The organism is Hymenobacter sp. NBH84, assembly GCF_014217645.1.
GTDB classification, from domain to species: Bacteria; Bacteroidota; Bacteroidia; order Cytophagales; family Hymenobacteraceae; genus Hymenobacter; species Hymenobacter profundi.
The window spans coordinates 102,495-123,494 of the sequence record NZ_CP043644.1; the positions used below are offsets into that span (position 1 = coordinate 102,495).

Annotated in this window: 21 protein-coding genes; 3 read left to right on the forward strand and 18 right to left on the reverse strand. The window is 58.5% G+C overall.

Translation table 11 applies throughout. The features are described 5' to 3' along the window. Positions 1 to 24: 24 nt before the first annotated feature. The 5 genes from F1C16_RS00405 to F1C16_RS00425 are packed head-to-tail and all read right to left on the reverse strand — an operon-like array spanning position 25 to position 3,722. Positions 25 to 438: an FKBP-type peptidyl-prolyl cis-trans isomerase gene (locus F1C16_RS00405; protein ID WP_185282428.1), complete on the reverse strand. Its 414-nt coding sequence runs from the start codon at positions 436 to 438 to the stop codon at positions 25 to 27. Between the two features lie 42 nt (positions 439 to 480). Further along, entirely contained in the window at positions 481 to 1,050 is a 570-nt protein-coding gene (locus tag F1C16_RS00410; RefSeq protein WP_185282429.1) for an FKBP-type peptidyl-prolyl cis-trans isomerase, read from the reverse strand. A 30-nt stretch (positions 1,051 to 1,080) separates the two neighbouring features. After that, the gene (locus tag F1C16_RS00415) at positions 1,081 to 1,620 is read right to left on the reverse strand and encodes an FKBP-type peptidyl-prolyl cis-trans isomerase (protein ID WP_243900280.1); all 540 of its coding nucleotides are present in this window, start codon (positions 1,618 to 1,620) and stop codon (positions 1,081 to 1,083) included. A 54-nt stretch (positions 1,621 to 1,674) separates the two neighbouring features. After that, complete coding sequence (locus tag F1C16_RS00420; RefSeq protein ID WP_185282431.1) at positions 1,675 to 2,640, reverse strand: FKBP-type peptidyl-prolyl cis-trans isomerase; 966 nt, start codon at positions 2,638 to 2,640, stop codon at positions 1,675 to 1,677. A 38-nt stretch (positions 2,641 to 2,678) separates the two neighbouring features. Continuing rightward, the gene (locus tag F1C16_RS00425) at positions 2,679 to 3,722 is read right to left on the reverse strand and encodes a bifunctional oligoribonuclease/PAP phosphatase NrnA (RefSeq protein ID WP_185282432.1); all 1,044 of its coding nucleotides are present in this window, start codon (positions 3,720 to 3,722) and stop codon (positions 2,679 to 2,681) included. Between the two features lie 280 nt (positions 3,723 to 4,002). Between F1C16_RS00425 and F1C16_RS00430 the strand changes: the two genes are divergently transcribed. Next, positions 4,003 to 4,422, forward strand: coding sequence for a nucleoside-diphosphate kinase (locus tag F1C16_RS00430; RefSeq protein WP_185282433.1), 420 nt, complete (start codon positions 4,003 to 4,005; stop codon positions 4,420 to 4,422). Between the two features lie 108 nt (positions 4,423 to 4,530). Here F1C16_RS00430 and F1C16_RS00435 read toward each other — a convergent pair whose 3' ends face one another. The 5 genes from F1C16_RS00435 to F1C16_RS00455 form a co-directional block, all read right to left on the reverse strand. Beyond that, positions 4,531 to 5,622 carry an AAA family ATPase gene (locus F1C16_RS00435; RefSeq protein ID WP_185282434.1) on the reverse strand — a complete coding sequence of 364 codons (1,092 nt, stop codon included), beginning with the start codon at positions 5,620 to 5,622 and terminating at the stop codon, positions 4,531 to 4,533. Positions 5,623 to 5,649: 27 nt separating this feature from the next. Further along, a complete protein-coding gene (locus F1C16_RS00440; RefSeq protein WP_185282435.1) occupies positions 5,650 to 6,933 on the reverse strand; it encodes a nucleoside permease in 1,284 nt (427 codons plus the stop codon). Positions 6,934 to 7,209: 276 nt separating this feature from the next. Beyond that, on the reverse strand, positions 7,210 to 8,130 hold the full coding sequence (hemF, locus tag F1C16_RS00445) for an oxygen-dependent coproporphyrinogen oxidase (RefSeq protein WP_185282436.1): 921 nt from the start codon (positions 8,128 to 8,130) through the stop codon (positions 7,210 to 7,212). A 101-nt stretch (positions 8,131 to 8,231) separates the two neighbouring features. Next, positions 8,232 to 9,119, reverse strand: a complete 888-nt coding sequence (locus F1C16_RS00450) for a universal stress protein (RefSeq protein WP_185282437.1) — start codon at positions 9,117 to 9,119, stop codon at positions 8,232 to 8,234. A 35-nt stretch (positions 9,120 to 9,154) separates the two neighbouring features. Continuing rightward, positions 9,155 to 9,865 carry a sulfite exporter TauE/SafE family protein gene (locus F1C16_RS00455; RefSeq protein ID WP_258048981.1) on the reverse strand — a complete coding sequence of 237 codons (711 nt, stop codon included), beginning with the start codon at positions 9,863 to 9,865 and terminating at the stop codon, positions 9,155 to 9,157. 324 nt (positions 9,866 to 10,189) lie between these two features. Between F1C16_RS00455 and F1C16_RS00460 the strand changes: the two genes are divergently transcribed. Next, a complete protein-coding gene (locus F1C16_RS00460) occupies positions 10,190 to 11,050 on the forward strand; it encodes an NAD(P)-dependent oxidoreductase (RefSeq protein ID WP_185282438.1) in 861 nt (286 codons plus the stop codon). A 142-nt stretch (positions 11,051 to 11,192) separates the two neighbouring features. Here the strand turns inward: F1C16_RS00460 and F1C16_RS00465 are convergent, their stop codons facing one another. The 6 genes from F1C16_RS00465 to ccoN form a co-directional block, all read right to left on the reverse strand. Next, positions 11,193 to 11,654 carry a FixH family protein gene (locus F1C16_RS00465; RefSeq protein WP_185282439.1) on the reverse strand — a complete coding sequence of 154 codons (462 nt, stop codon included), beginning with the start codon at positions 11,652 to 11,654 and terminating at the stop codon, positions 11,193 to 11,195. A 171-nt stretch (positions 11,655 to 11,825) separates the two neighbouring features. Continuing rightward, a complete protein-coding gene (ccoG, locus tag F1C16_RS00470; protein WP_185282440.1) occupies positions 11,826 to 13,229 on the reverse strand; it encodes a cytochrome c oxidase accessory protein CcoG in 1,404 nt (467 codons plus the stop codon). Positions 13,230 to 13,407: 178 nt separating this feature from the next. Next, complete coding sequence (locus tag F1C16_RS00475) at positions 13,408 to 14,307, reverse strand: cbb3-type cytochrome c oxidase N-terminal domain-containing protein (protein WP_185282441.1); 900 nt, start codon at positions 14,305 to 14,307, stop codon at positions 13,408 to 13,410. Then, positions 14,304 to 14,600 (reverse strand): hypothetical protein, encoded by a 297-nt coding sequence (locus tag F1C16_RS00480; protein ID WP_185282442.1) that lies wholly within the window; start codon positions 14,598 to 14,600, stop codon positions 14,304 to 14,306. The genes F1C16_RS00475 and F1C16_RS00480 overlap by 4 nt, the downstream gene beginning before the upstream one ends. 23 nt (positions 14,601 to 14,623) lie before the next feature. After that, entirely contained in the window at positions 14,624 to 14,830 is a 207-nt protein-coding gene (locus F1C16_RS00485; protein WP_185282443.1) for a hypothetical protein, read from the reverse strand. Positions 14,831 to 14,856: 26 nt separating this feature from the next. Further along, positions 14,857 to 17,106, reverse strand: coding sequence for a cytochrome-c oxidase, cbb3-type subunit I (ccoN, locus tag F1C16_RS00490; protein ID WP_185282444.1), 2,250 nt, complete (start codon positions 17,104 to 17,106; stop codon positions 14,857 to 14,859). 432 nt (positions 17,107 to 17,538) lie between these two features. On the opposite strand from ccoN, the gene F1C16_RS00495 reads away from it, so the two are divergent. Beyond that, positions 17,539 to 17,982 (forward strand): transposase, encoded by a 444-nt coding sequence (locus tag F1C16_RS00495; protein ID WP_185282445.1) that lies wholly within the window; start codon positions 17,539 to 17,541, stop codon positions 17,980 to 17,982. Between the two features lie 110 nt (positions 17,983 to 18,092). Here F1C16_RS00495 and ccoS read toward each other — a convergent pair whose 3' ends face one another. Both ccoS and F1C16_RS00505 read right to left on the reverse strand, forming a co-directional pair. Then, positions 18,093 to 18,254, reverse strand: a complete 162-nt coding sequence (ccoS, locus tag F1C16_RS00500) for a cbb3-type cytochrome oxidase assembly protein CcoS (RefSeq protein ID WP_185282446.1) — start codon at positions 18,252 to 18,254, stop codon at positions 18,093 to 18,095. After that, a complete protein-coding gene (locus F1C16_RS00505) occupies positions 18,251 to 20,761 on the reverse strand; it encodes a heavy metal translocating P-type ATPase metal-binding domain-containing protein (RefSeq protein ID WP_185282447.1) in 2,511 nt (836 codons plus the stop codon). Before F1C16_RS00505 ends, ccoS begins: the two co-directional genes overlap by 4 nt. Positions 20,762 to 21,000 lie beyond the last annotated feature (239 nt).

The following is a 21,000-nucleotide window of genomic DNA, read 5'->3' on the forward strand; positions in this document are numbered from 1 at the left end:
TTTGCTCAGGATGACAGACTTTACTTACCGCACCTTCACCACGGTTAGGTCAAAGACTAAGTCGGTGTTGGGTGGAATCAGGTAGCGGCTGTCGTCGTCGGGGTCGCGGGCGCCTTTCGCGCCGTAGGCCAGCGCGGCCGGAATCCAGACGCGGGCGCGGGTGCCGGCGGGGAGGAGCAAGAGCACCTCGTCCCAGCCTTTAATGACCTCGCCGCGCCCTACTCGCAGGCGCAACGGATGCCCATCTACTGCCGACGAATCGAACACCTTGCCACTGGGCAGGAAGCCGGAATATTCCACTACCAGCTTATCGCCGGGCTGGGGGGTAGGGCCAGTGCCGGGCGTTGCTACCAAGTAGCGCAAGCCGCTAGCGGTTTGCACGGTATCAGCTGGTGGAGTTTGTGCTACAACAGTGAGAGTGCTGAAAAGCAGACTCAAGCACAACCAGAAACCCCGCCAACGATAGACCATCATGCGTTGTTAGTTGATGCGCTTGGTCACGATCATGTCGAAATACAGCACCTGGTCGTTGCCAACGTTCGAGAGTTGGTCGCCCGATAACTGAGAGCCATAGGCCAGGTAGGAAGGAATCAATAGTTGCTTCCGGTCGCCGGGCTTCATAAGCAGCAAGGCTTCATCCCAGCCCTTGATTACGTTGCCGGCTCCAGCTACTACCTGGAAGCACTGGCAGGGCGTGCGGTTGTCGTAGGAGCTATCGAACTTAGTGCCCACTACGCCATTTTCGAGATACCGGCCAATGTATTGCGTCTCCACCCGCTGACCTTCCTTAATCAACTCAGTGCCCGCGGGAGCGTCTGTAACGGGCACCAGATACAAGCCCGATTCAGTACGAGTGAAGTTTTTGATGTTGTTGTCCGTGAGATACTTCATAATCGAAGCATCGTCCAAGGTTTTTTGCTGCTCGCGGTGGTCTTCGTATTGCTTAAGGTAGCTAGGCGTGTTGTTACAGCCAGAAAGTACCGTAGCGCTGCCAGCAGCTACCAGCAACGAAGCGCAGAGAAACAGGCGATGCAGGAAAGGTCGTATCATCAGAAAAAAAGTAAAAGGTAGCCGCTTAGCTTATTTAATGTCGATCAGTTCTACTTCGAAGCGTAGCGGTGTATTCGGCGGAATAGTAGAGCGACCAAATACACCGTATGCCAATTCTGACGGAATAAGTAAGGTAGCCTTGCCTCCCTTGCGCATCAGTGCAATGCCTTCGTCCCAGCCCGCAATTACTTGGCCGATGCCCAACGTGAAAGGAAAAGGTGTAGCGCCAGAGGCATCAAATGCCTTGGGGGGGGTAGTGAAATAATAGCCGGTGTAGCGCACCGAAACAGTTTGACCAGCTTTCGGCATATCGCCAGTACCTAGGGCAGTGCTGTCCTGCACGAAATACATACCCGAAGCGCGTTTATCAAACTTCGTGATCTTATTGTCGGCTAAGTACTTCTGAATGGTAGCTTCGTCGTCTATTTTAGCTTGGGCAGCTTGGCGTTTCAAGTCCTCAAGATAATCGTCGTTGCTGTCGTTGTTGAGGCAGGACGAAACGCTCAGTAGCAATACCAGCAAACCGAGTACAAAGCGCGAGGCGCGGAAGAAAGAAAAAGTATTCATCATACCAGTAAGAGAAAAATAACCGCCGCCGGGTTGCATCCAGCGGCGGTTATTTACCTATTGTTGCTTCACGTCTACCAACTCTACATCGAAGCGCAGAGGCGCATCGGCGGGAATGTCGGCACCCGCGCCGCGCTGCCCATAGGCCAGCGACGAAGGAATCAGCAGTACGGCCTTCGAGCCCTTGGGTAGCAGGGCAATGCCCTTGTCCCAGCCCGGAATCACCTGGCCTACCCCCAGCGGGAACTCAATTGGCTTACCGCCGTTGCCCTTAGCAGAAGAGTCGAACTCTTTGCCATTGAGCAAGGTGCCTTTGTATTGCACCGAAACGGTTTGGCCTGTCTTGGGCTTGGCGCCGGTGCCGGCTTGCGTGATGATATAGTACACGCCTGAAGTATCGCGCTGGGCAGTCAGGTTGTTTTTCTTGATGTATTCCTGTAGAATCACATCATCCTTTTTCAGCTGCTCCTTGGCGTGTGCCTGCATTTTCACCTGCGCGTCCATCATTTGCTTCTGCTGGTCGGCCATAGCCTCGTCGCGGGTTTGTACCTTCTCAGCTTTCACCAGCATGGTGATGGTGTTGCCCTGCTTCTTGATGAAGGGCGGCGCCGGACGGCCCGAGTTCTTCATAGCCAGCGTGTCAGCGTTGAACTTGAACACGGCCGAGTCGCCGGGCTGGAGCATGGCAAAGGCTTCGGCCTCCGCACCTTTCTGCTGCACCGAGTCCAGTGGGAACGGCGCGGGGATGCCCATGCGCTGCACGCGCGAGCTCATCAGCAGCGAGTCTTTCGCTGTGCGGTACTCAATGTGCAAGCCCATAATCTTGCCGATGCGCTCTTTGTAGGTAGGGTCGCCGGTGACGGCTACTTCGCGGGGCTCGTACTTGTTGCCTACCTTCTTGAAGATTTTGTATTCGATACCAGACTTGGTTTTCTGAAAATCGCCACCGCCCTTGTTGCAGGAGGCGAGGCCCAGAAAGCCGGCCGCCAGGGCCAGACTCAAAGAAATGCGTTGAGAAAGCATTGAGTAAGGTAGAGTTAGAAAAGAGAATTTCGGGCAAGTTACGCCGAACGGGGCGCAACTACTAAAGGAGCCGTGACCAGTTGCGTTTGGTACTGCGGCAGTAAGTCGATGAAGCGCTGCACGGTGTTGTCGAGTGAATCGTAGCTGACGCCGCCGGCGGCGTTGTGGTGGCCGCCGCCCTGGAAATGCTGGCGCGAGAAGTCACTCACGGAGAAATCACCCACCGAGCGGAAGGAAATCTTCACCGCCGAGCCCCGGTCGATGAGAATAGCGGCAAACACTACCCCCTCAATGCTCAAGGCAAAGTTGACGAGGCCTTCCGTATCGCCGGTTTTGGACTGGTACTGGCGCAGTTCGTCCTGGGTGATGGAAATGTAGGCCGTGTTGTACTCGCGCAGCACCGTGAGCTTGTCCTTCAGCACAAAGCCCAGGAAGCGCAGGCGCATCTCGGAGTGCGAGTCGTAGATGCGGCGGTGCACATCAGAAAGATTGATGCCGGCATCGAGCAACTCGGCAATAATCAGGTGCACGTTGCGGGAGGTGCTGGGGTGGCGGAACGAGCCCGTGTCGGTCATGATGCCCGCGTACAGGCACTCGCCAATACCCACGTCAATCAAATCCTGGTCACCCAAATCGCGAATCACCTCAAACACCAGCTCCGAAGCCGCTGCCGCGCTTGAATTGGAAAAATCCAGATCAGCAAAGTTCTCGGGCTCCTGGTGGTGGTCGATGAGCACCTTGGTGCCGGGCGCGTGCCGGATGTACTCGCCCATCTCCGCAATGCGGTTGAGACAGGAGAAGTCCAGACAGAAAATAACCTCCGCTTTGTTGATGAGGTCCCGTACCTGCGCGTCGTTCTGGTGCCGCTCGTAGATGATTACATCTTCGTTGCCGGGCATCCAAGCCAGGAAGTCGGGGTAGTCGGAAGGGGTCACGACAGTAACGTGGTGACCTTTTTTGCGGAGATACCCCATCATAGCCAGCGACGAGCCTAAAGCATCGGCGTCAGGTTTGTGATGGGTCGTAATGAAAATCTGCCGGGGTTGCGCAAGCAGCTCTTGCAGGGCGGTAATTGTGGACATTGCCTACTACTAGATGGCTGAAAGTCGGTATTTTACGACGGAAACAAGGCGGCAAAAGTCGGAAAAATTCCGGAATTGCAACGAAACGGCCCGCCCGGCTCTCAAAATAGGAGCGCCTGAGCGCGTCGGATACGGTCAAACGCCACTGCTTTGTAAAAGGTGCCCGCAGGATTTATTCGGTGCAACTCGGCAACTCTCGCCGGATACCTCTACTTTTGCGCCCACAAACCGCCGCGGCGGTTTTTTAATTTCCTACCCTTACCCTTTGACCCTGAATCGTATGGCAACCAACCGCACGTTCACCATGATTAAGCCCGATGCCGTGCAGGACAACCACATTGGTGGCATTCTGCAAATGATCGAAGCCGGTGGCTTCCGCATCGTAGCCCTGAAGAAAGTACAGCTGACGCCCGAGCGCGCCGGCCAATTCTACGAAGTACACAAGGAGCGTCCCTTCTACCAGGATCTGGTAAAATATATGTCGTCGGGTCCCATCGTGGCCGCCATCCTGGAAAAGGACAACGCCGTGGCTGATTTCCGTACGCTGATTGGTGCTACCAACCCCGCCAACGCCGAGGAAGGTACCATCCGGAAGAAGTACGCCAAGAGCATCGAAGCCAACGCCGTGCACGGCTCCGACTCCGACGAAAACGCGCAAATCGAAGGCGACTTCTATTTCCCCGCCAACGAGCAATTCTAAGCTCTCCTTCGCAGTGGCATCAAAAAACCCGCATTACGCTCTGTAATGCGGGTTTTTTGATGAACTACTTTTAGGCTAAAAATAAACTTATTTTATACTGTCGAGCTGTTATCTGCTGCTTCCAAAGCCAATACGCCCAGTAGCTTTCGGCTCGCTGACAAACGTCTCATCTTCCCGGTTGTAGATATCAGCCAGCGTCATAGGCTCCGTGACGGGCGTAGTTTGACCGAGTGAGGTAGCCAGCGCCTGCGCCTTGGGTTGCGCCAGCGCCTCGAAGGCGTAGGAGGCAATAAGCCTACCTTTGCGGAGCAGTGCCTTGTCGATCCGGGCTAGGTCGGCGTTGAAGGTGCAAATAATCTGAATATGGAAGCCATCTGATAGCAATCCATCGCTGAGATTGAGCAGGTTGCTTACCGCATTGCTGCCGGAGGCATCGCGTTTGGTTAGTAGCTCCTCAGCATCCTCAATAAGCAGAATGGAATTGGTGTTGTCGTGCAGCAGATTGATAAACTCCGGATCGGCGATACGCAATGCCAGATTAGGCGGGATGAATAGCTTGGGCTTATCGGTGAGGCTACAGAGGTGCCGGATGTAGCTGGTTTTGCCAGTGCCGGGCGGCCCATGCAGAATAACGAGCCCCTTATCGTCCGGCTTCTGCAAACGCTTCACAATGGCCTCGTGTGCGGGCAGCAAGTCGCCGTTGTAACTGGCGGCAAGATCGAGCTCGGGGATTTTGAGGGGTAGGGGCGAGAACTCTAAATCGTTATTTGCTAGGCGCAGTACCTGAATGCGCTGACGCTCTAGTTTTCCTGTATCAAGCTGAGCGGTAAGTAGGGCTCTAAGCTGGGCTAATACAGCAGCGTCGGTACGAGAAGAATAGAAAAGTTGAACACCTTGGTCACCGTACAGGCCACGATCATACAACCACAGAAGCACATGTGGCGCCGGTGACAAGGCGTAGTAATGAAGCTCGGGGGGCTTGCCTACTTCTTCCAAGTAGAATGACTTGACGACAGTGACTTGGCCCAGGTCGTATGTTTCACCCAACGCAGTGAGCACCAGTTGGCGTGCTTCCGAAGAGGCAAGCTGATAGATTTCGCGGGAAGGAAGTTCGCCAAACGTTAGGTAAAACCAATTTACCGGCTGAAAACCGTGCTGAGTGAAGGACGGAGAGAGGTCCGGGGTAGCCGGCAGCATCATAAAATATAGTGCATTAAATAAGGGGTGTTACGCCTGCTCCACCGACAGCAGCGGCTCGGGGTGTGCGTCTTCTACTGCTTGCGGGTTATGCTTATGCTTGAAGAGCAGCACGAACAGTACGGCAATAACCAGCGCGTACAGCGCAAAGGTTATCCAGATGCTGTGCCAGTCTTTGGTGCCATCGGCGGCGGTGAAGTATTTCTGAATCACGATGCCGCTGATGGAACTGCCCAGCACGGCCCCAAAGCCATTAGTCATCATCATAAACAACCCCTGCGCGCTGGCCCGGATGCTTGGCGCCGTTTGGGTTTCCACGAACAGCGAACCGGAGATGTTGAAGAAGTCGAAGGCCATGCCGTAGACAATGCACGACAGAATAATCATCCAAAGGCCTGAACCGGGGTTGCCGTAAGCAAATAGGCCGAAGCGCAGCACCCAGGCAATCATGCTGAAAAACATCACTTGCTTGATACCAAAGCGCCGCAGAAAGAACGGAATTGCGAGGATGAACAGCGTTTCCGAAATCTGCGAAATCGACATGATGATAGCCGGGTAGCGCACCGTGAGGGTATCCTGGTAGGCCGGTACCTGGTCGAAATCGTGCAGGAAAGTGTCGCCATAGGCGTTGGTGAGCTGCAAAGCAGCGCCCAGCAGCAGCGCAAACAGGAAGAAGGTCGCCATCTTGGTGTCGCGCAGCAGGGCAAACGACTTCAGACCCAGTACATCCACCAGCGAGCGGCTAGGGGTGTCTTTGGCCGTGGGCGGGCACTTGGGTAGGCTGAACGAATACAGACCCAGCAGCAGCGCCGCGCCAGCCGCCACGTAAAACTGGTTGGCCGATTTCTCGAAGCCCAGCAAGCTCACCGTCCACATGGCCACAATGAAGCCGATGGTGCCCCACACCCGAATGGGCGGGTAGTCCTTCACTACGTCCAGCCCCTCACGCTTCAAGACCGAGTACGACACGGCAATGGACAGCGAGAGGGTAGGCATGTAGAAAATCATGTTCAACAGAATCACCCAGAAGAACATGCCGGGGTCCGTGACCCACGGAATGGTGAAAAGCACAACGCCGCCCAGCAGGTGCAGCACACCGTAGAGCTTCTCCGCATTGATGTACTTATCGGCCACAATGCCCATGAGCGAGGGCATAAAAATAGAGGCGATACCCATGGTAGAGAAGATAGCGCCGAACTGCGCCCCCGACCACTGTTTGGTTTGAAACCAGTAGGCTCCGATGGTTATCAGCCACGAGCCCCAGATAAAGAACTGTAAAAAGCTCAGGATGATAAGACGCAGCTTAGTACTCATGCAGGTCTGATTTAAAGCGCAACGGATAGAGTTTGACCCATAAAGATACTTAGGAGTGGTGAGATGGTGAAATAGTGAGATGGTGAGTGGTGAAGTTGTGAGTTTGTGAAGTGGTGAGTGGAAAAACGCCTGTCATCCTGAGCGCAGCGAAGGACCTTATAACGATAGAGTGATTGACGTATTGACGACTCGTTCTCGCGTGACAAGGTCCTTCGCTTCGCTCAGGATGACAGCCGTATTTTTCCACTCACAAACTCACAACTTCACTACTCACTATTACACCCACTCTACCCCCTTGCGCAGCCACGCCAAGGTAGCGGCCTCCGGCGAACCGGGGGCGGGGTGCTGGTTGTAATGCCACTCGCACTGCGGGGGGAGGCTCATGAGGATGCTCTCGGTGCGGCCGCCGGTTTCGAGGCCGAACTTGGTGCCCCGGTCGATGGCGAGGTTGAACTCGGCGTAGCGGCCGCGGCGGATAAGCTGCCACTGCTTTTCGGGGGTATTATAGGGTAGGGTGCGGTTCTGGCGCATTAGCTCGGTATAGATGGGGCCGAAAGCGTCGCCCACGCCCTGCACGAAGGCAAATAGGTCCTCGAACGAGCCATCTTTTCCTACCGTGAGGCGGTCGAAGAAGATGCCGCCTACGCCGCGGGTTTCCTGGCGGTGAGGCAGGTAGAAATAGTCATCGGCCCACTGCTTGAAGCGAGGGTAGTAGGTTGGGTTGTGGCGCTGACACACGGCCTGGAGCTGCTGGTGAAACCAACGGGCTTGCGCCTCCACCACATAGATGGGCGTCAGGTCGATGCCGCCGCCAAACCAGGCTTCGCCGTTGCCGGCCTCGAAGTAGCGCACGTTCATGTGGGCAATGGGCACCATCGGGCTGCGCGGGTGCAGCACTAGCGATACACCCGTGGCAAAATACTCGGGGTTAGGCATGAGCAGGTTGCGGCCGGCCGGCTCGCTCATTTCGCCCCACACGGCCGAAAAGTTTACCCCACCTTTCTCCAGCACCGCCCCGTGTTGAATAACGTTCGATAGGCCGCCGCCCCCGCCCTCATGCTCCCAGGCATCGGTTTGGAAGGTAGTACCACCGTCGGTGGTTTCGAGTTGACTGCACAGGCGCTCCTGAAAACCCCGCATCCAGATTTCGGCAGCAACGCGGGTAAAAGAATCGGTGGTGGTGAGGACGGTAGGCATAACGAAGGGAGTGTTAACAGTAAATGTAAGTAATTGGTAATAAGGTGACTACCCCTGACAGGGGCGTTATGCCCCTGTCAGGGGTAGGAGCAGGTGGCGAGCTAGTGAACAGCTTCGGCGCGTTGGACGGCTTCGTGCTGGGCTTGGCGTGCGCACCGTGCGCAGCACACTGTGGTAGGCTGAGGCTGGCGCAGTACCAACACTGGAATCTGCGTGTGGTAGGCGCGGGTAGTGGTATAGCAGGCATCAAACAGGCGGCGGAGCAAGGCGCTGCTGGTGGGCGCCACAATGAGCAGCTGGGCCTGGGTGCGGGCGCAAAACTCGCTGGTGCCTTCCAGCTGGTCGTCGTCTTCGAGTAGGTGCGTGGTGATGTCGGGCCAGGTGAGCTGGGGGCGGGCTTTTTCCAAGGCACGCTTCAGGCGCATCCGGTCGGAGCGGTGCAGAGGCGAGTAGAACTGTACCAGCTGCAACGGCGCCGGAAAGGCCTTCGCCAGTGCCGACAAGCGGGGTAGGAGGTTGGTATCTAGCTTGTCGAAATCGGCTGAGAAAACGGCGCTGCTCGGCAGCGGCCGGCGGCCGGGCGGCACCACCAGCACAGGGCACGCTACCAGGTCGATAAGGGTAGCGGCGTGATTGCCAGCTACATCGGGGCGGCCACAGTCGATGTGCTCCAGGCTCATCACCAGTAAATCGGCTGCGTGCCGGGCTACTTCGGCTTGTGCATGGTCGTGCAAACAGCCCGACACCACCCGGTAGTGGTAGCGGATGCGGCGGCCATCCTGACGCGTGAGCTGCTGATAACGTAGGCGCTCGGCTAGCGTGCGCAGCCGTTGCTCCAACACCTGCATTTCCTCGCTGGTGAGGGTAGGGCCGTGGTGGCAGTAGAGCAGCACGATTTCGGCCGGCCAGCGCACGGCTAGCTTGTTGGCATACAACAGTGCGTGCTCCGAAGCCGCCGTGAGGTCGAGGGGGACGAGAATAGTTTTCATAGGGGAAAGAGTAGGGGTGGCCGTTGGTTTGAAAATCAATGACAGTAATGGATGGTGCTAGGCTGAGCAGCATGTGCGGCAGGAGCAGCGTGCACCAACTGCGGACTGAGGTAGGGAACCCCCAGCCCTAATCCGCGCAGAATGAATAGTGCGGCCAGCACGGTGGCCACGTAGGGCACGGCCTGCCGCATGCGCATGCGCCACCCCAGCGGCACCAGCTGCCCCGTGAGCGATAGGCCCAGCATCAGCGGCAGCGTACCCAACCCAAACAGGAGCATGTAAGTGGCTGCACCGCCTACCCCCGGCGCGCTCAGAGCACCGGCCAGCGCCAGGTACACCAAGCCGCAGGGCAGCAAGCCGTTGAGCAGGCCCGTAACGTACAGCGCCGAAAGCTCCTGCCGGCGGAAAAAGTACGCCAGCGTTTGCTTCAGGTAGCTTAGGGGCCGGTCGAGGTAGAGGGCGTCGGCGAGACGGCCGGTGTGTCGTTCGGGCACCGCCACAAGCAGCAGAATCAGCAGGCCCGATGCAATGGACAGACTCTGCTGCCACTCTGCCAGCCGCAACGACTGCCCCACCGCGCCCACCGCCACGCCCAGCAGCGTGTAGGTGGTAACGCGGCCAAGGTTGTAAAGCAGCCGCCCACCCACGTAGCGCCAGCGGGTATCGGCGGCATCTAGCTTGCCCGGCAGCGCCAACGCAATGGCACCGCACATGCCCACGCAGTGGAAAACTACCCAGAAGACCAAAGATGAAACCTGCCCAGAGCATCGGCGGAAAGCGCGTGTTCGAATTGGGAAGCAAGTAGGCTATAAACCGTCGCCGATGATATGACGAAAATCAGGTGGTAGGGGTGATGTTTGTTCTGCCGGGGTACCCCACCCCCCGGCCCCCTCCCCCTCCGGGAGAGGGGGAGCCTTTACCGGAGCTATCAGACAATAACTAGAAGCTAACAGCCTAATCGTTCGGCTCCCCCTCTCCCGGAGGGGAGGGGGCCGGGGGGGTGGGGTACCCCGGCAGAACAAACCAATTCCACTTCTTATGGTATACTCTACATCACTCAACTACTATCCATGAACGCACACCCTCAACTCGGCTGGATTGGCCTGGGCACGATGGGCAACCCCATGTCGGGCCGATTGCTGGCGGCCGGCTACCCGGTGGCCGTGTATAACCGTAGCAAAGACAAAGAAGAAGCCCTGCGCGCCGCCGGGGCCACTGTCGCCGAGTCGCCGGCGGCGCTGGTGCAGCAGGCCGACGTGGTGTTCCTGATGGTATCGGACGACCAGGCCATACGCGACCTGTTCACCGGCCCCGATGGCCTACTCCAAGCCCCGGCGAGCGGCAAGTTGCTCATCAATATGAGCACAGTATCGCCGGGCATCAGCGAAGAAATGGCGAGTCTCAGCCAACAAAAAGGCCACACCTACCTCGATGCGCCGGTTTCCGGCAGCGTGAAGCAGGCCGAAACCGGCCAGCTGGTGATTATGGTAGGCGGCGACAAGCCGGCCTTCCAACAGGCGCAGCCGCTATTTGAGCATCTGGGCAAGCTGGCGTTGCACCTCGGCCCCACCGGCAACGGCAACCGCGCTAAGCTGGCTATCAACATCTTGCTGGGCATCTACACGCAGGGCCTAGCCGAAACCTTCCTCTTTGCTCAGCAGCACGGTCTGCAACTGGAAGATATGCAGACGATTATCGCCAACGGCGCCCTGGGCAACGTTTTCTCCAAGATCAAAGGCGAAGCCATCATGGCCGAAAACTTCCAAGCCGCCTTCGCCCTGAAGCACCTGGCCAAAGACCTGCGCCTGGCGAAAGCCGAAGGTCTAAATACGCCCCTGGGCGAGGTAGTCCACGACACCTTCCAGCAGGCCGAGCCCGCCTTGGGCGAAGAAGACGTTATTGCCATCAGCAAGCACCTGCAACGCGACTGAGTAGCGACGATTCGGTGGGAAAAGATGCTTGTTCCTACCACATACAAAAGGGGCGTATGCATGTTGCAGACGCCCCTTTTGTATGTGGTAGTTATTCAGATGGATGCTTTGTATACCTATTATTTCGCAGTAATTATTTGTTCTAAATTCCCAAATCCTTCTCCACAAAATACGCCTGTCCATCGGCGGTGAACTCCACGCGGAGGCGCCAGAAGCCGCGGGCCATTTTTTGGGTGTTGAGGCGTTGGGTGAGGTCCGAACCGGGTTGCAGGGGTAGGTTGAAATCGAGGTGCAGATTGGAGGGGCGGAAGAAGTGGAGCTGCCCCGCAATACGCCGGCCGGCAAACGAAGGCGGCAGCTGCACTTGGAGCTGCGAAGCCGCCGTGTCGTGGGTGATGGTCACGGCTACGGGTAGGGCTGCCGTGCGCGCCACCGATTCGATGCGCTGCTGGTAGGCTAGCTCCTGCTGGTAGTAGGTAGGGCTGACCAGGTCCACGTTGGTGCGCATTGTCTGGCTCACCATGTAGCCGATGTAGCTGCCAAACAGCAGAAAAGCCGTGACGATGGCGTAGGGCCAGAGGGTGCGGGTGGGAGTCGTTGTCATGGAGTGGTTGGTTTGATGGTTCCGGTCCGACGCCGTAGGCGTCCGACCGGTTGCCGTACGCTGGCGATTGCGCCGTGTGTTTTGGCGTCTGCAACGTCCGCACGAAGCTCGTTCAACAGCATCAAGCGGCAACCGGTCCGATGCCGGAGGCGTCGGACCGGGTAGGCGGCTTTACCGGGGCGGGGCTAGGAATTTCGTGTTCTCCTCCGTAATCAATTTGCCGCCGCTGAACACCCCAATGCGAAGTTTGGAGCTGGTGGTGTGCAGCGCACCGGCGGGCAGCTCGGCGAAAAACACACCCTCCGTGATGCCCTGCGCCGGCAGCGTCAGGCCATCGGTACCCACGAGTGAGATGCTACCGTGGACCGGCTCCAGAATTCGCAACTCGATGGGGTAGGGCTGGTTGGTTTTGTTGATAACCGAGATGTTGTAGAGGTTAGTGATGGTGCCGTGGTCGGTTTTCTGGAACAACTGGCCCGGCGTGCGCAGCACCGTAGCCGCCACATTGGCCCGCGACACCAACAGGCCTGTCATCACCACCAGGAGCACCATGAGCACCGCCGATAACGCTTTGGTACGGCCCGTGACCCGGAATTTAGTGCCGGTGGCAATATTGTTTTCCGAGGCGTGGCGGATGAGGTTCGGCGGCAGGTTCACCATCGCCATGATGTTGTTGCAGGCGTCGATGCAGGCCGTACAGTTGGTGCATTCCAGTTGCTGGGCACCGTTGCGAATGTCGATGCCGGTGGGGCACACCTGCACGCACTGGTGGCAGTCGATGCAGTCGCCGGCGGTGCGCACTTTGTTTTTGCGCATCTTCTCGCGGGGCTCGCCGCGCTGGTAGTCGTAGGCGACTACCAAGCTGTCTTTATCGAGCATCACGCCCTGCAAGCGGCCGTAGGGGCAGGCAATGGTGCACACCTGCTCCCGAAACCGGGCAAATACCGCGTAGAACACCCCCGTGAACAGCACCATCGACGTGAGGCCACCCAGGTGCTCCTGGGGCGGGTCGGTGATGATCTTTACCAACTCATCAGAGCCAATGATGTAGGCCAAGAACGTGTTGGCAATCAGGAAGGAAATCAGCAGGAAAACCGCGTGCTTGCCGGTTTTACGCCACGTTTTGTTCCAGTCCCAGTCGGCTTTGTCGAGCGCCTTTTGCTGGGGCGCGTCGCCCTCGAAGAAGTACTCGATGCGCCGAAATACCATCTCCATAAAGATGGTCTGTGGGCACACCCAGCCGCAAAATACCCGCCCGTACACCACCGTGAACAGAATCACAAACACCACAAACGTCATCATCGCCAGCAGCAGGATAAAAAAGTCCTGTGGCCAGAAGATCTGCCCGAAGATGATAAACTTCCGCGCCGGTAGGTTCAGCATGAGTACCGGCAAGCCGTTGATACGCAGCCAGGGACCGGCAAAAAGCAGGGCCAGCAGCCCGTAGCTGATCCAGGTGCGTGCGCGGTAGAGGGCGCCCTTCGGCTGCTTGGGGTAGAGCCAGACGCGCCTACCCTCGGCATCCACCGTGGCGATGGAATCGCGGAAGCTTTCGGTTGAGGTGGGAGTTTTCATGGGATTCAGGTTGCAGACAGTGCACCTCACCCCCCGGCCCCCTCTCCTCGGGGAGAGGGGGAGCCGAGAGCACCACTTGGGGAGCAATAATGAGTGAATAAGATGGCTCACGGCACATTGTCGTCTGGCTCCCCCTCTCCCCGAGGAGAGGGGGCCGGGAGGTGAGGTCCGCCGCCCGCTACCTATTCGGCGCCAGCTTCTTAGCCGTGGGGTCGATTTCGCCTTGGGGCTCCTTGGCGTTGGGTGGGTTGGTGCCTTGCAGCGATACCACGTAGGATGATACTTGCAGCAGCTGTTTGGCCGAGAGCTTGCCTTTCCAGGCCACCATGCCCTTGCCTTGCACCCCAAATTTGACGGTGCGGTACACGTGGTTGATTTCGCCGCCGTGCAGCCAGTAGTCGTCCGTGAGGTTGGGGCCTACCTTGCCCTCGCCGCTGGCCCCGTGGCAGGGGGCGCAATTTTGGACGAAGAGGGTTTTGCCGTCGGCCAGGTCGGTGGGGGCGAGTAGGGCTTGGTAGGTGGTGAGCTGGTTGGGGTCGTCGGAGCCAGCGGCCACCAACAGGGCGGCCTGCTGCATCTCCGTTTCGTACTCGGCGTGGCTGAGTTGGCCCGCTTTGGCTACGTGGAAGTAGGTGAAGTAGGCCCCGGCGAAAATGATGCTGAGGATGAAGCCATACTTCCACCACGGCGGCAGGTCGTTGTCGAACTCGTGGATGCCGTCGTAGTCGTGGTTGGCAATCACCTCGTCGCGCACGGTGCCGGTCACCAGCACTGGGTCGCCCACCAGCAGGCCCAGTACCTTGCCGCTCCAGCTGTGGCGCACGGTAGGCATGTCGTATACCCGGCGCAGTTGGGGCCGCAGCTTCACGACCAAGGCCGTGACTAGCAGCAAGCCTAGCAGCACGACCAGTGCCAAGGTGCTCACCAGAAACCAGAACAGCAGCATTTTGCTATCCGAAACGCCGGTAGCGGCTGCCGTAGCTGGCGCCTCCGCCGTTTGGGCCAGCACCGGGTGGTTACCCAATAGGGCTAGCACCCAGGCGCTGGCACCGTACAGAGTTCTTCGCGGTAGGCTCATGCGGCAACTTTCTGCTCAACGGGAACGGCGGGAATAGACGCTACCGACACTGTGGGAGCAGCAGCCGGAGCAGCATCAGAAACTGCCGGGGCGGCTTCATTCGGGCCTTCCTGCTCCTGCACCGAGTAAGCAACAACCGAGGCCAGAGAGCTAGCAGTCATCATTCCAAAAAGGAGCACCACAGCTGCCAGGCCCCAGGCCAGCCAGCTCAGGACGTCGGTGGGTTGGGGTCCGGCCGTAGTAGGCGTAGCAGATTGGGCAGTAGCGGCATAGCTAGTGAAAAGGCCCGTCAAAGTCAGGAGGAGAGTGCGCTTGGTTAGCATGGCAGGTTGGAATTAAAAGTGGTTGGAGTGGTTTCGTCCTCGCCGCCTAGTAGCGGCAGGTTTTTCATTGAATGCACGTGCTGGCGGTTCACGACGAACACGTAGGCCAGCAGCCCCAGAAAGAAGAGAAAGAAGATGACGAAGGAGATAATCGGGTAGATTTCCACGCCGGCAATGGCGCGTAAGACGTTCTTATCCATGACACTAAGGGTAGGGAAGCTGAAGACTAATGGGATATCTCAGCTGCGTTCGACTGCGCCGAAGCGGCGGCTTGCTGCGGGTTCACCTTGATGTCGGTGCCCAGGCGCTGGAGGTAGGCAATCAGGGCCACGATTTCCTTGTCCGACTTCACCTCGATTTCCTCCTTCTTCAGCTCGCGGGCAATGCCGTCGGCTTGCTTGCGGGCATCGGCCACGGCCACATCCTCGAAGCCCGCAGGGTAGGGCGTATCGAACTTGCGCAATACCCGAATTTTATCGGCCGTGTGCGAGTAGTCGATGTCATCTTCGAACAGCCAGGGGTAGGGCGGCATAATCGAGCCGGGCGACATGCTGGTGGGGTCCATCATGTGGTTGTAGTGCCAGGAGTGCGGATACTTCTGGCCCACGCGGTGCAAATCGGGGCCGGTGCGCTTGCTACCCCACAGAAAGGGGCGGTCGTACACAAACTCGCCGGCTTTGCTGTACTCGCCGTACCGCTCGGTTTCGGAGCGGAACGGCCTCACCATCTGGGTGTGACAGTTGGAGCAGCCCTCACGGATGTAGATGTCGCGGCCTTCGAGTTCGAGCGCCGTGTAGGGCTTCACCGAAGCGATGGTAGGCACGTTCGACTTCACCAGGAACGTCGGAATCATCTCAATTGCGCCGCCAATGGCAATGGCCACCGTGGCCCAGATGGCCATTTGGGCGGGCCGCCGCTCAATCCAGCGGTGCCAGTAGCCGTCGGTGTGCTGGTCGGCAGCGTTGTTGGTGAGGTAGAGTGGGGTAAGGGGCGCGGCCTGGGCTTTCTCATTGGGTAGCAACTGGCCCGATTGGGCAGTTTTCACTAGGTTGAACACCATCAGCAGCGCGCCGCTGAGGTAGAGCACCCCGCCGATGCCGCGCAGGTAGTACATCGGCACAATTTGCAGCACCGTTTCCAGGAAATTGGGGTATTGCAGCAGCCCTTCGTTGGTGAACTGCTTCCACATCAGGCCCTGCGTGAACCCGGCCCAATACATGGGTAGGGCGTAGAACAGGATGCCCAGCGTGCCCAGCCAGAAGTGCGTGTTGGCGAGTTTCTTGGAATACAACTCGGTTTTGTAGAGGCGCGGCCACAGCCAGTAGAGCACCGCGAAGGTCAGGAAGCCGTTCCAGCCGAGGGCGCCTACGTGCACGTGCGCCACAATCCAGTCGGTGAAGTGGGCAATGGCATTCATGTTTTTCAGCGACAACATCGGCCCTTCGAAAGTAGCCATGCCATAGGCCGTGATGGCCACCACCATGAACTTGAGCACCGGCTCCTCGCGCACCTTATCCCAGGCGCCGCGCAGGGTCAGCAGGCCGTTGATCATGCCGCCCCAACTCGGGGCAATCAGCATGATGCTGAAGACCACGCCCAGGCTTTGCGCCCAGTCGGGTAGGGCGGTGTAGAGCAAGTGGTGCGGCCCTGCCCAGATGTAGATGAAAATCAGCGACCAGAAGTGGATGATGCTCAGGCGGTAGCTATACACCGGCCGATTGGCCGCCTTGGGTAGGAAGTAGTACATCAGGCCCAGGTAGGGCGTGGTCAGGAAGAAGGCCACCGCGTTGTGGCCGTACCACCACTGCACCAGCGCATCCTGCACCCCGGCGTAGGCCGAGTAGCTTTTCAGGAAGCTCACCGGCACCTCCATCGAGTTGACAATGTGCAGCACCGCCACCGTGAGCAGCGTGGCAATGTAGAACCAGATGGCCACGTACAGGTGCCGCTCGCGGCGCTTGGCAATGGTGCCGAACATGTTCCAACCAAACACCACCCAGATCACCGTAATCAGGATGTCGATGGGCCACTCCAACTCGGCGTATTCCTTGCTGGTGGTGAAGCCCAGGGGTAGGGAAATGAGAGCCGACAAAATCACGAGCTGCCAGCCCCAGAAGTGCACTTTGCTGAGCACATCGGAGTACATCCGAGTCTTGCACAGGCGCTGCAAGGAGTAGTACACGCCCATGAAAATGCCGTTGCCGACGAAAGCGAAAATCACGGCGTTGGTGTGCAGCGGCCGCACCCGCCCGAAGGTGGTGTAGGGCGTGCCCATGTTCACCTCAGGCCGGGCCAATTGAAAGGCGATAATCACCCCAATCAGCATGCCGGCCACGCCCCAAAACACAGTGGCCAGGCCAAAATCCCGGACAATCCGGTTGTCGTAAAAAAACGTGTCGACCGTCTTCACGAAGCCCGGCACCACCTGGGGCGGCGCGGCCGGGGCCGGCGTAAGCGGTTTTTGTTCGACTTCCATAACGTGGAGTAGTGAGTGATTTACTACTCCAAAGGTCCTGCTTGGCTCAACCGGAAGGGATGACGAATGTCAGGTGCGGGGGTGATTGATGTTAGGTAGGCCACCTGCCGGTCCGACGCCGCAGGCGTCCGACCGGTATCGTTGCTGATGTTGAACGAGCTGCGTGCGGATGCCTGCTTCTAGTGCCTCATGCGGCGCGGGCATCCGCAACGATACCGGTCGGACGCCGCAGACGTCGGACCGGGTGGTGGTTATTTTGTTGAGAAAAGCTATTTTGACCGCATGCGTTACGAGGCCGAACAACTTTACCACGTGTATAATCGAGGTAATAATCAGCAACAGATCTTCTTCACGCCCGGCCACTATGTATACTTCCTCAGAAAAATAAGGCAGTACGTGCGGCCTCACTGCGAGATACTATGCTATTGCTTGATGCCCAACCACTTTCACTTGCTGATCTATACCACTGCGGCGGGCTGTCGGGACCAGGATACTAGCAGCAGTGCCAAGCAGCCAATTGTACAAGGCTTAGCCCTAGCGTTGAGTACCTACACACAGGGATTCAACAAAGAAACGGGCCGCACTGGTGCTCTGTTTCAACCGAAAACCAAAGCTCGGCGGCTGCTCGATCTATACGAACAGTACCCCCGCACGTGCTTCCACTACATTCATCAAAATCCGGTTCGCGCTGGCTTGGCACAGCGCCTGGAGGGTTGGGTTTACTCTTCTTATCCGGAGTATGCCGGATTGCGGAATGGGTCCATGTGTAACCAGCAAGTGGCTCGTGAGCTGCTGGATATACCCATCGAGTACGATGTTTTCCGCCGTGAAGCAGAGCAAGTGATTGATCCGGATCGAGTGGCCGGATGGCTGTAGCCACCCCGGTCCGACGCCATAGGTGTCCGACCGGTATCGTTGCTGAGGTTGAACGAGTTGCGTGCTACCCCTACGCGGCGCGGGCATCAGCAACGATACCGGTCGGACGCCTATGGCGTCGGACCGGTAGGCGATTCATCCTCAAACAGCACCCGTACCGAGGGCGTGTAGTCGTCGTCGTACTGGCCCGAGCGCACGGCCCACAGGAAGGCGCCCAGGAACGTGAGGGCCACCGTGAGGCTGATTCCTATTAAGATGAAAATGATGTTCATAGCGTGCGTTTGTAGGCTGCATAGCGTACTAGCAGCGTCGAAAAAATCATCACGCTCAAGGAGCTGATGGGCATCAGAATGGCCGAGACGATAGGCGTAAACTTGCCCTGCACCGCCAGCCCCAGCCCAATGCCGTTGTAGCAAAACGACAGCACGAACGTGGCCAGCACGATCTGCAAGCAGTCTTGCGAGAAGCGCAGAAACGTGGCGAAACGGCCGAAGCTGCTAGCGTCCATGATGGCGTCGCAGGCGGGGGAGAAATTGGTGAGCGTGTCGGTGAGGGCAATGCCAGCGTCGGCTTGTTGCAGGGCGCCGGCGTCGTTCAATCCGTCGCCTACCATGAGCACGCGCCTACCTTGCTGGCGCAGGGCGGCCACGTAGTCGAGCTTGTCCTGGGGCGACTGATGGAAGCGCAGCTCGGCTTTGGGGCCGAATAACTCGCGGAGCCGGTCGCGCTCGGTGCTGTTGTCGCCGGAGAGAACGGCCAAGTGGTAGCGTTGGCCGAGGTCGGTGAGGATGGGTTGGAGGTCGTCGCGGTACACGTTCCGGAACACGTAGCAGCCCAGCGGTTTTCCGTTCAGCGCCACGTACACGCGGGATTGCAGCTGGTCGGCTTCTTCGGCCGCTTCCGGTGCACGGCGCTGGTCGCCGGCGAAAGCCGCCGAGCCTACCCTCACCCGTACGCCGTCTACTACCCCGCTCACCCCCTGGCCGGGGACTTCGGTGAAGTTGTGAACGGCGTGACCCCACCCCCGTCCCCTCCCCTCCGGGAGAGGGGTGCGTTCTGACAGGTTAGTCGCCTGGTACCCCTCTCCCGGAGGGGAGGGGCTGGGGGTGGGGTCCAACTCCCGCGCCAGGCGCTGGCTTAGCGGGTGCGTCGACTGGCGCACTACGGCCGCTACTAGCTGCGTCTCGGCCGTGGTTAGCGGCCGGCCAAGGTACTCTACCGTCGAGCGTTTTACTTCAGTGAGCGTGCCGGTTTTGTCGAACACGATGGTATCGACACGGCCTAGTGTTTCGACTACCCCAGCGTTTTTTAGGTAGAACTTCAGCCGCCCAAACGTGCGCAGGGCCGCGCCCAGGGCAAAGGGCGTAGCCAACGACAGCGCGCAGGGACAGGCAATGACCAGCACCGAAGTAAAGGCCCGCAGCGCCATTTGCGGGTCGCGGGGGTACCAGTAGGCCACTGCGCCGGTGGCCAGCAGCAGCGTCGCGGCCACAAAGTAGCGGCCCACCGTGTTGGCGTAGGTTTCCAGCGTTTGCTTCTCGATTTTCTGAAAGGCGGGATTGTTCCAGAGCTGGGTGAGGTAGCCCTGCGACACTTCGCGCACCACTTCCAGCTCCACGGCCTCGCCGGTTTGGCGGCCGCCCGCATACACCACCTCGCCCGCCATCTTCGCCACTGGCACACTCTCCCCCGATACAAAGGAATAGTCGATCTGCCCGGTGCCGCGCATCAGCATGGCGTCGGTGGGAATTACTTCCTGGTGGCGCACCAGGATGCGCTGCCCTACCCGCAGCTCCTTCACCGATACCGATTGCTCGCCCTCGGGCGTGAGTAACGTGACGGCTACGGGGAAGTAGGAGGTGAAGTCGCGGTCGAAGCGCAGGGCATCGTAGGTGCGTTGCTGCACCCATTTGCCAATCAGCATAAAGAACACCAGCCCCGTAAACGAATCGAGGTAGCCAGGGCCGCGCTGCGTTAGAATATCGAATACGCTGGTTAGAAACAAGGCGCTCAGGCCCAGACTAATCGGGAAATCTAGGTTGATGTAGCGCTGCTGCACACCCTGCCACGCCGACTGGAAGAACCCCCACGCACTATACAGCAGCACCGGCAAACTCAGCAATAGGCTGATGTAGCCAAAAAAACGTCCGAACTCGCCCTGCAATTGCTCCGTGAAGCTGAGGTAGTCGGGAAAAGCCAGCAGCATCACGTTGCCGAAGCAGAAGCCGGCCAGCCCGAGTTGGTAGTACAGCCGCCGGTTGTGGTGGTGGGGCTGGACGCCCAACTCGGCCAGCGTAATCTGCGGCTCGTAGCCCACGGCCGTTAGTAGCTTCACTACCTCTTTCAGCGACGTTCTTCCAGGTTGATATCTGATACTAATTTCCTTGCGCAGAAAATTCACCCGCGACTCCGAAATACCCGGATTCAGTTGGTAAAGCTTCTCCAGCAGCCAGATACACGAGGCGCAGTGCATCTGTGGAACCGTGAGCGTGAGTCGCGCCAGCGTATCCGACCGGAACGTGAGGAGCTGCGCCTGCACAACTTCCGAATCGAGGTAGTCGAAACGGCCGGGCAACTCTAGCGTTTTTACTTTCTGGCCGGGCCGCTCATCGAAGGCATAGTAGGCGCAGAGGTTGTTGGTTTGCAGCAGCTCGTACACGGCCTTGCAGCCGGCACAGCAAAACGGTTGCTTATCAAGTAGGATAGGCTCGTCGGGGCATTCGTCGCCACAGTGGGTGCAGGCAACGTGGGTAGGGACTTCGGGGGAAACAGCATTCATGCGCAAAGCGAGTCAGGCAGAAGAAAACCAAAGGTCCTGCTTCGGCTGTGCCCGGCAGATGACAAACGTCAGGGTAGGAGATGAGTAAGGTCATGGGAGCCATTGGCTTGCTCGCTGACCTTTGGTTTGTGGTTGACGCCTGCCGGTCCGACGCCGCAGGCGTCCGACCGGTATCGTTGCTGAAGTTGAACGAGCTGCGTGCGGACGTTTACTACCTACCTACTCCCACGCGGCGCGGG

Coding starts and splice junctions, on each gene's coding strand:
- F1C16_RS00410 (WP_185282429.1), bottom strand. CDS start 1,050: ATGATACGACCTTTCCTGCATCGCCTGTTTCTCTGCGCTTCGTTGCTG.
- F1C16_RS00495 (WP_185282445.1), top strand. CDS start 17,539: ATGCCCAACCACTTTCACTTGCTGATCTATACCACTGCGGCGGGCTGT.
- F1C16_RS00450 (WP_185282437.1), bottom strand. CDS start 9,119: ATGAAAACTATTCTCGTCCCCCTCGACCTCACGGCGGCTTCGGAGCAC.
- F1C16_RS00430 (WP_185282433.1), top strand. CDS start 4,003: ATGGCAACCAACCGCACGTTCACCATGATTAAGCCCGATGCCGTGCAG.
- ccoN (WP_185282444.1), bottom strand. CDS start 17,106: ATGGAAGTCGAACAAAAACCGCTTACGCCGGCCCCGGCCGCGCCGCCC.
- F1C16_RS00435 (WP_185282434.1), bottom strand. CDS start 5,622: ATGATGCTGCCGGCTACCCCGGACCTCTCTCCGTCCTTCACTCAGCAC.
- ccoS (WP_185282446.1), bottom strand. CDS start 18,254: ATGAACATCATTTTCATCTTAATAGGAATCAGCCTCACGGTGGCCCTC.
- F1C16_RS00485 (WP_185282443.1), bottom strand. CDS start 14,830: ATGGATAAGAACGTCTTACGCGCCATTGCCGGCGTGGAAATCTACCCG.
- F1C16_RS00465 (WP_185282439.1), bottom strand. CDS start 11,654: ATGACAACGACTCCCACCCGCACCCTCTGGCCCTACGCCATCGTCACG.
- ccoG (WP_185282440.1), bottom strand. CDS start 13,229: ATGAAAACTCCCACCTCAACCGAAAGCTTCCGCGATTCCATCGCCACG.
- F1C16_RS00415 (WP_243900280.1), bottom strand. CDS start 1,620: ATGATGAATACTTTTTCTTTCTTCCGCGCCTCGCGCTTTGTACTCGGT.
- F1C16_RS00460 (WP_185282438.1), top strand. CDS start 10,190: ATGAACGCACACCCTCAACTCGGCTGGATTGGCCTGGGCACGATGGGC.
- F1C16_RS00425 (WP_185282432.1), bottom strand. CDS start 3,722: ATGTCCACAATTACCGCCCTGCAAGAGCTGCTTGCGCAACCCCGGCAG.
- F1C16_RS00440 (WP_185282435.1), bottom strand. CDS start 6,933: ATGAGTACTAAGCTGCGTCTTATCATCCTGAGCTTTTTACAGTTCTTT.
- F1C16_RS00505 (WP_185282447.1), bottom strand. CDS start 20,761: ATGAATGCTGTTTCCCCCGAAGTCCCTACCCACGTTGCCTGCACCCAC.
- hemF (WP_185282436.1), bottom strand. CDS start 8,130: ATGCCTACCGTCCTCACCACCACCGATTCTTTTACCCGCGTTGCTGCC.
- F1C16_RS00420 (WP_185282431.1), bottom strand. CDS start 2,640: ATGCTTTCTCAACGCATTTCTTTGAGTCTGGCCCTGGCGGCCGGCTTT.
- F1C16_RS00475 (WP_185282441.1), bottom strand. CDS start 14,307: ATGAGCCTACCGCGAAGAACTCTGTACGGTGCCAGCGCCTGGGTGCTA.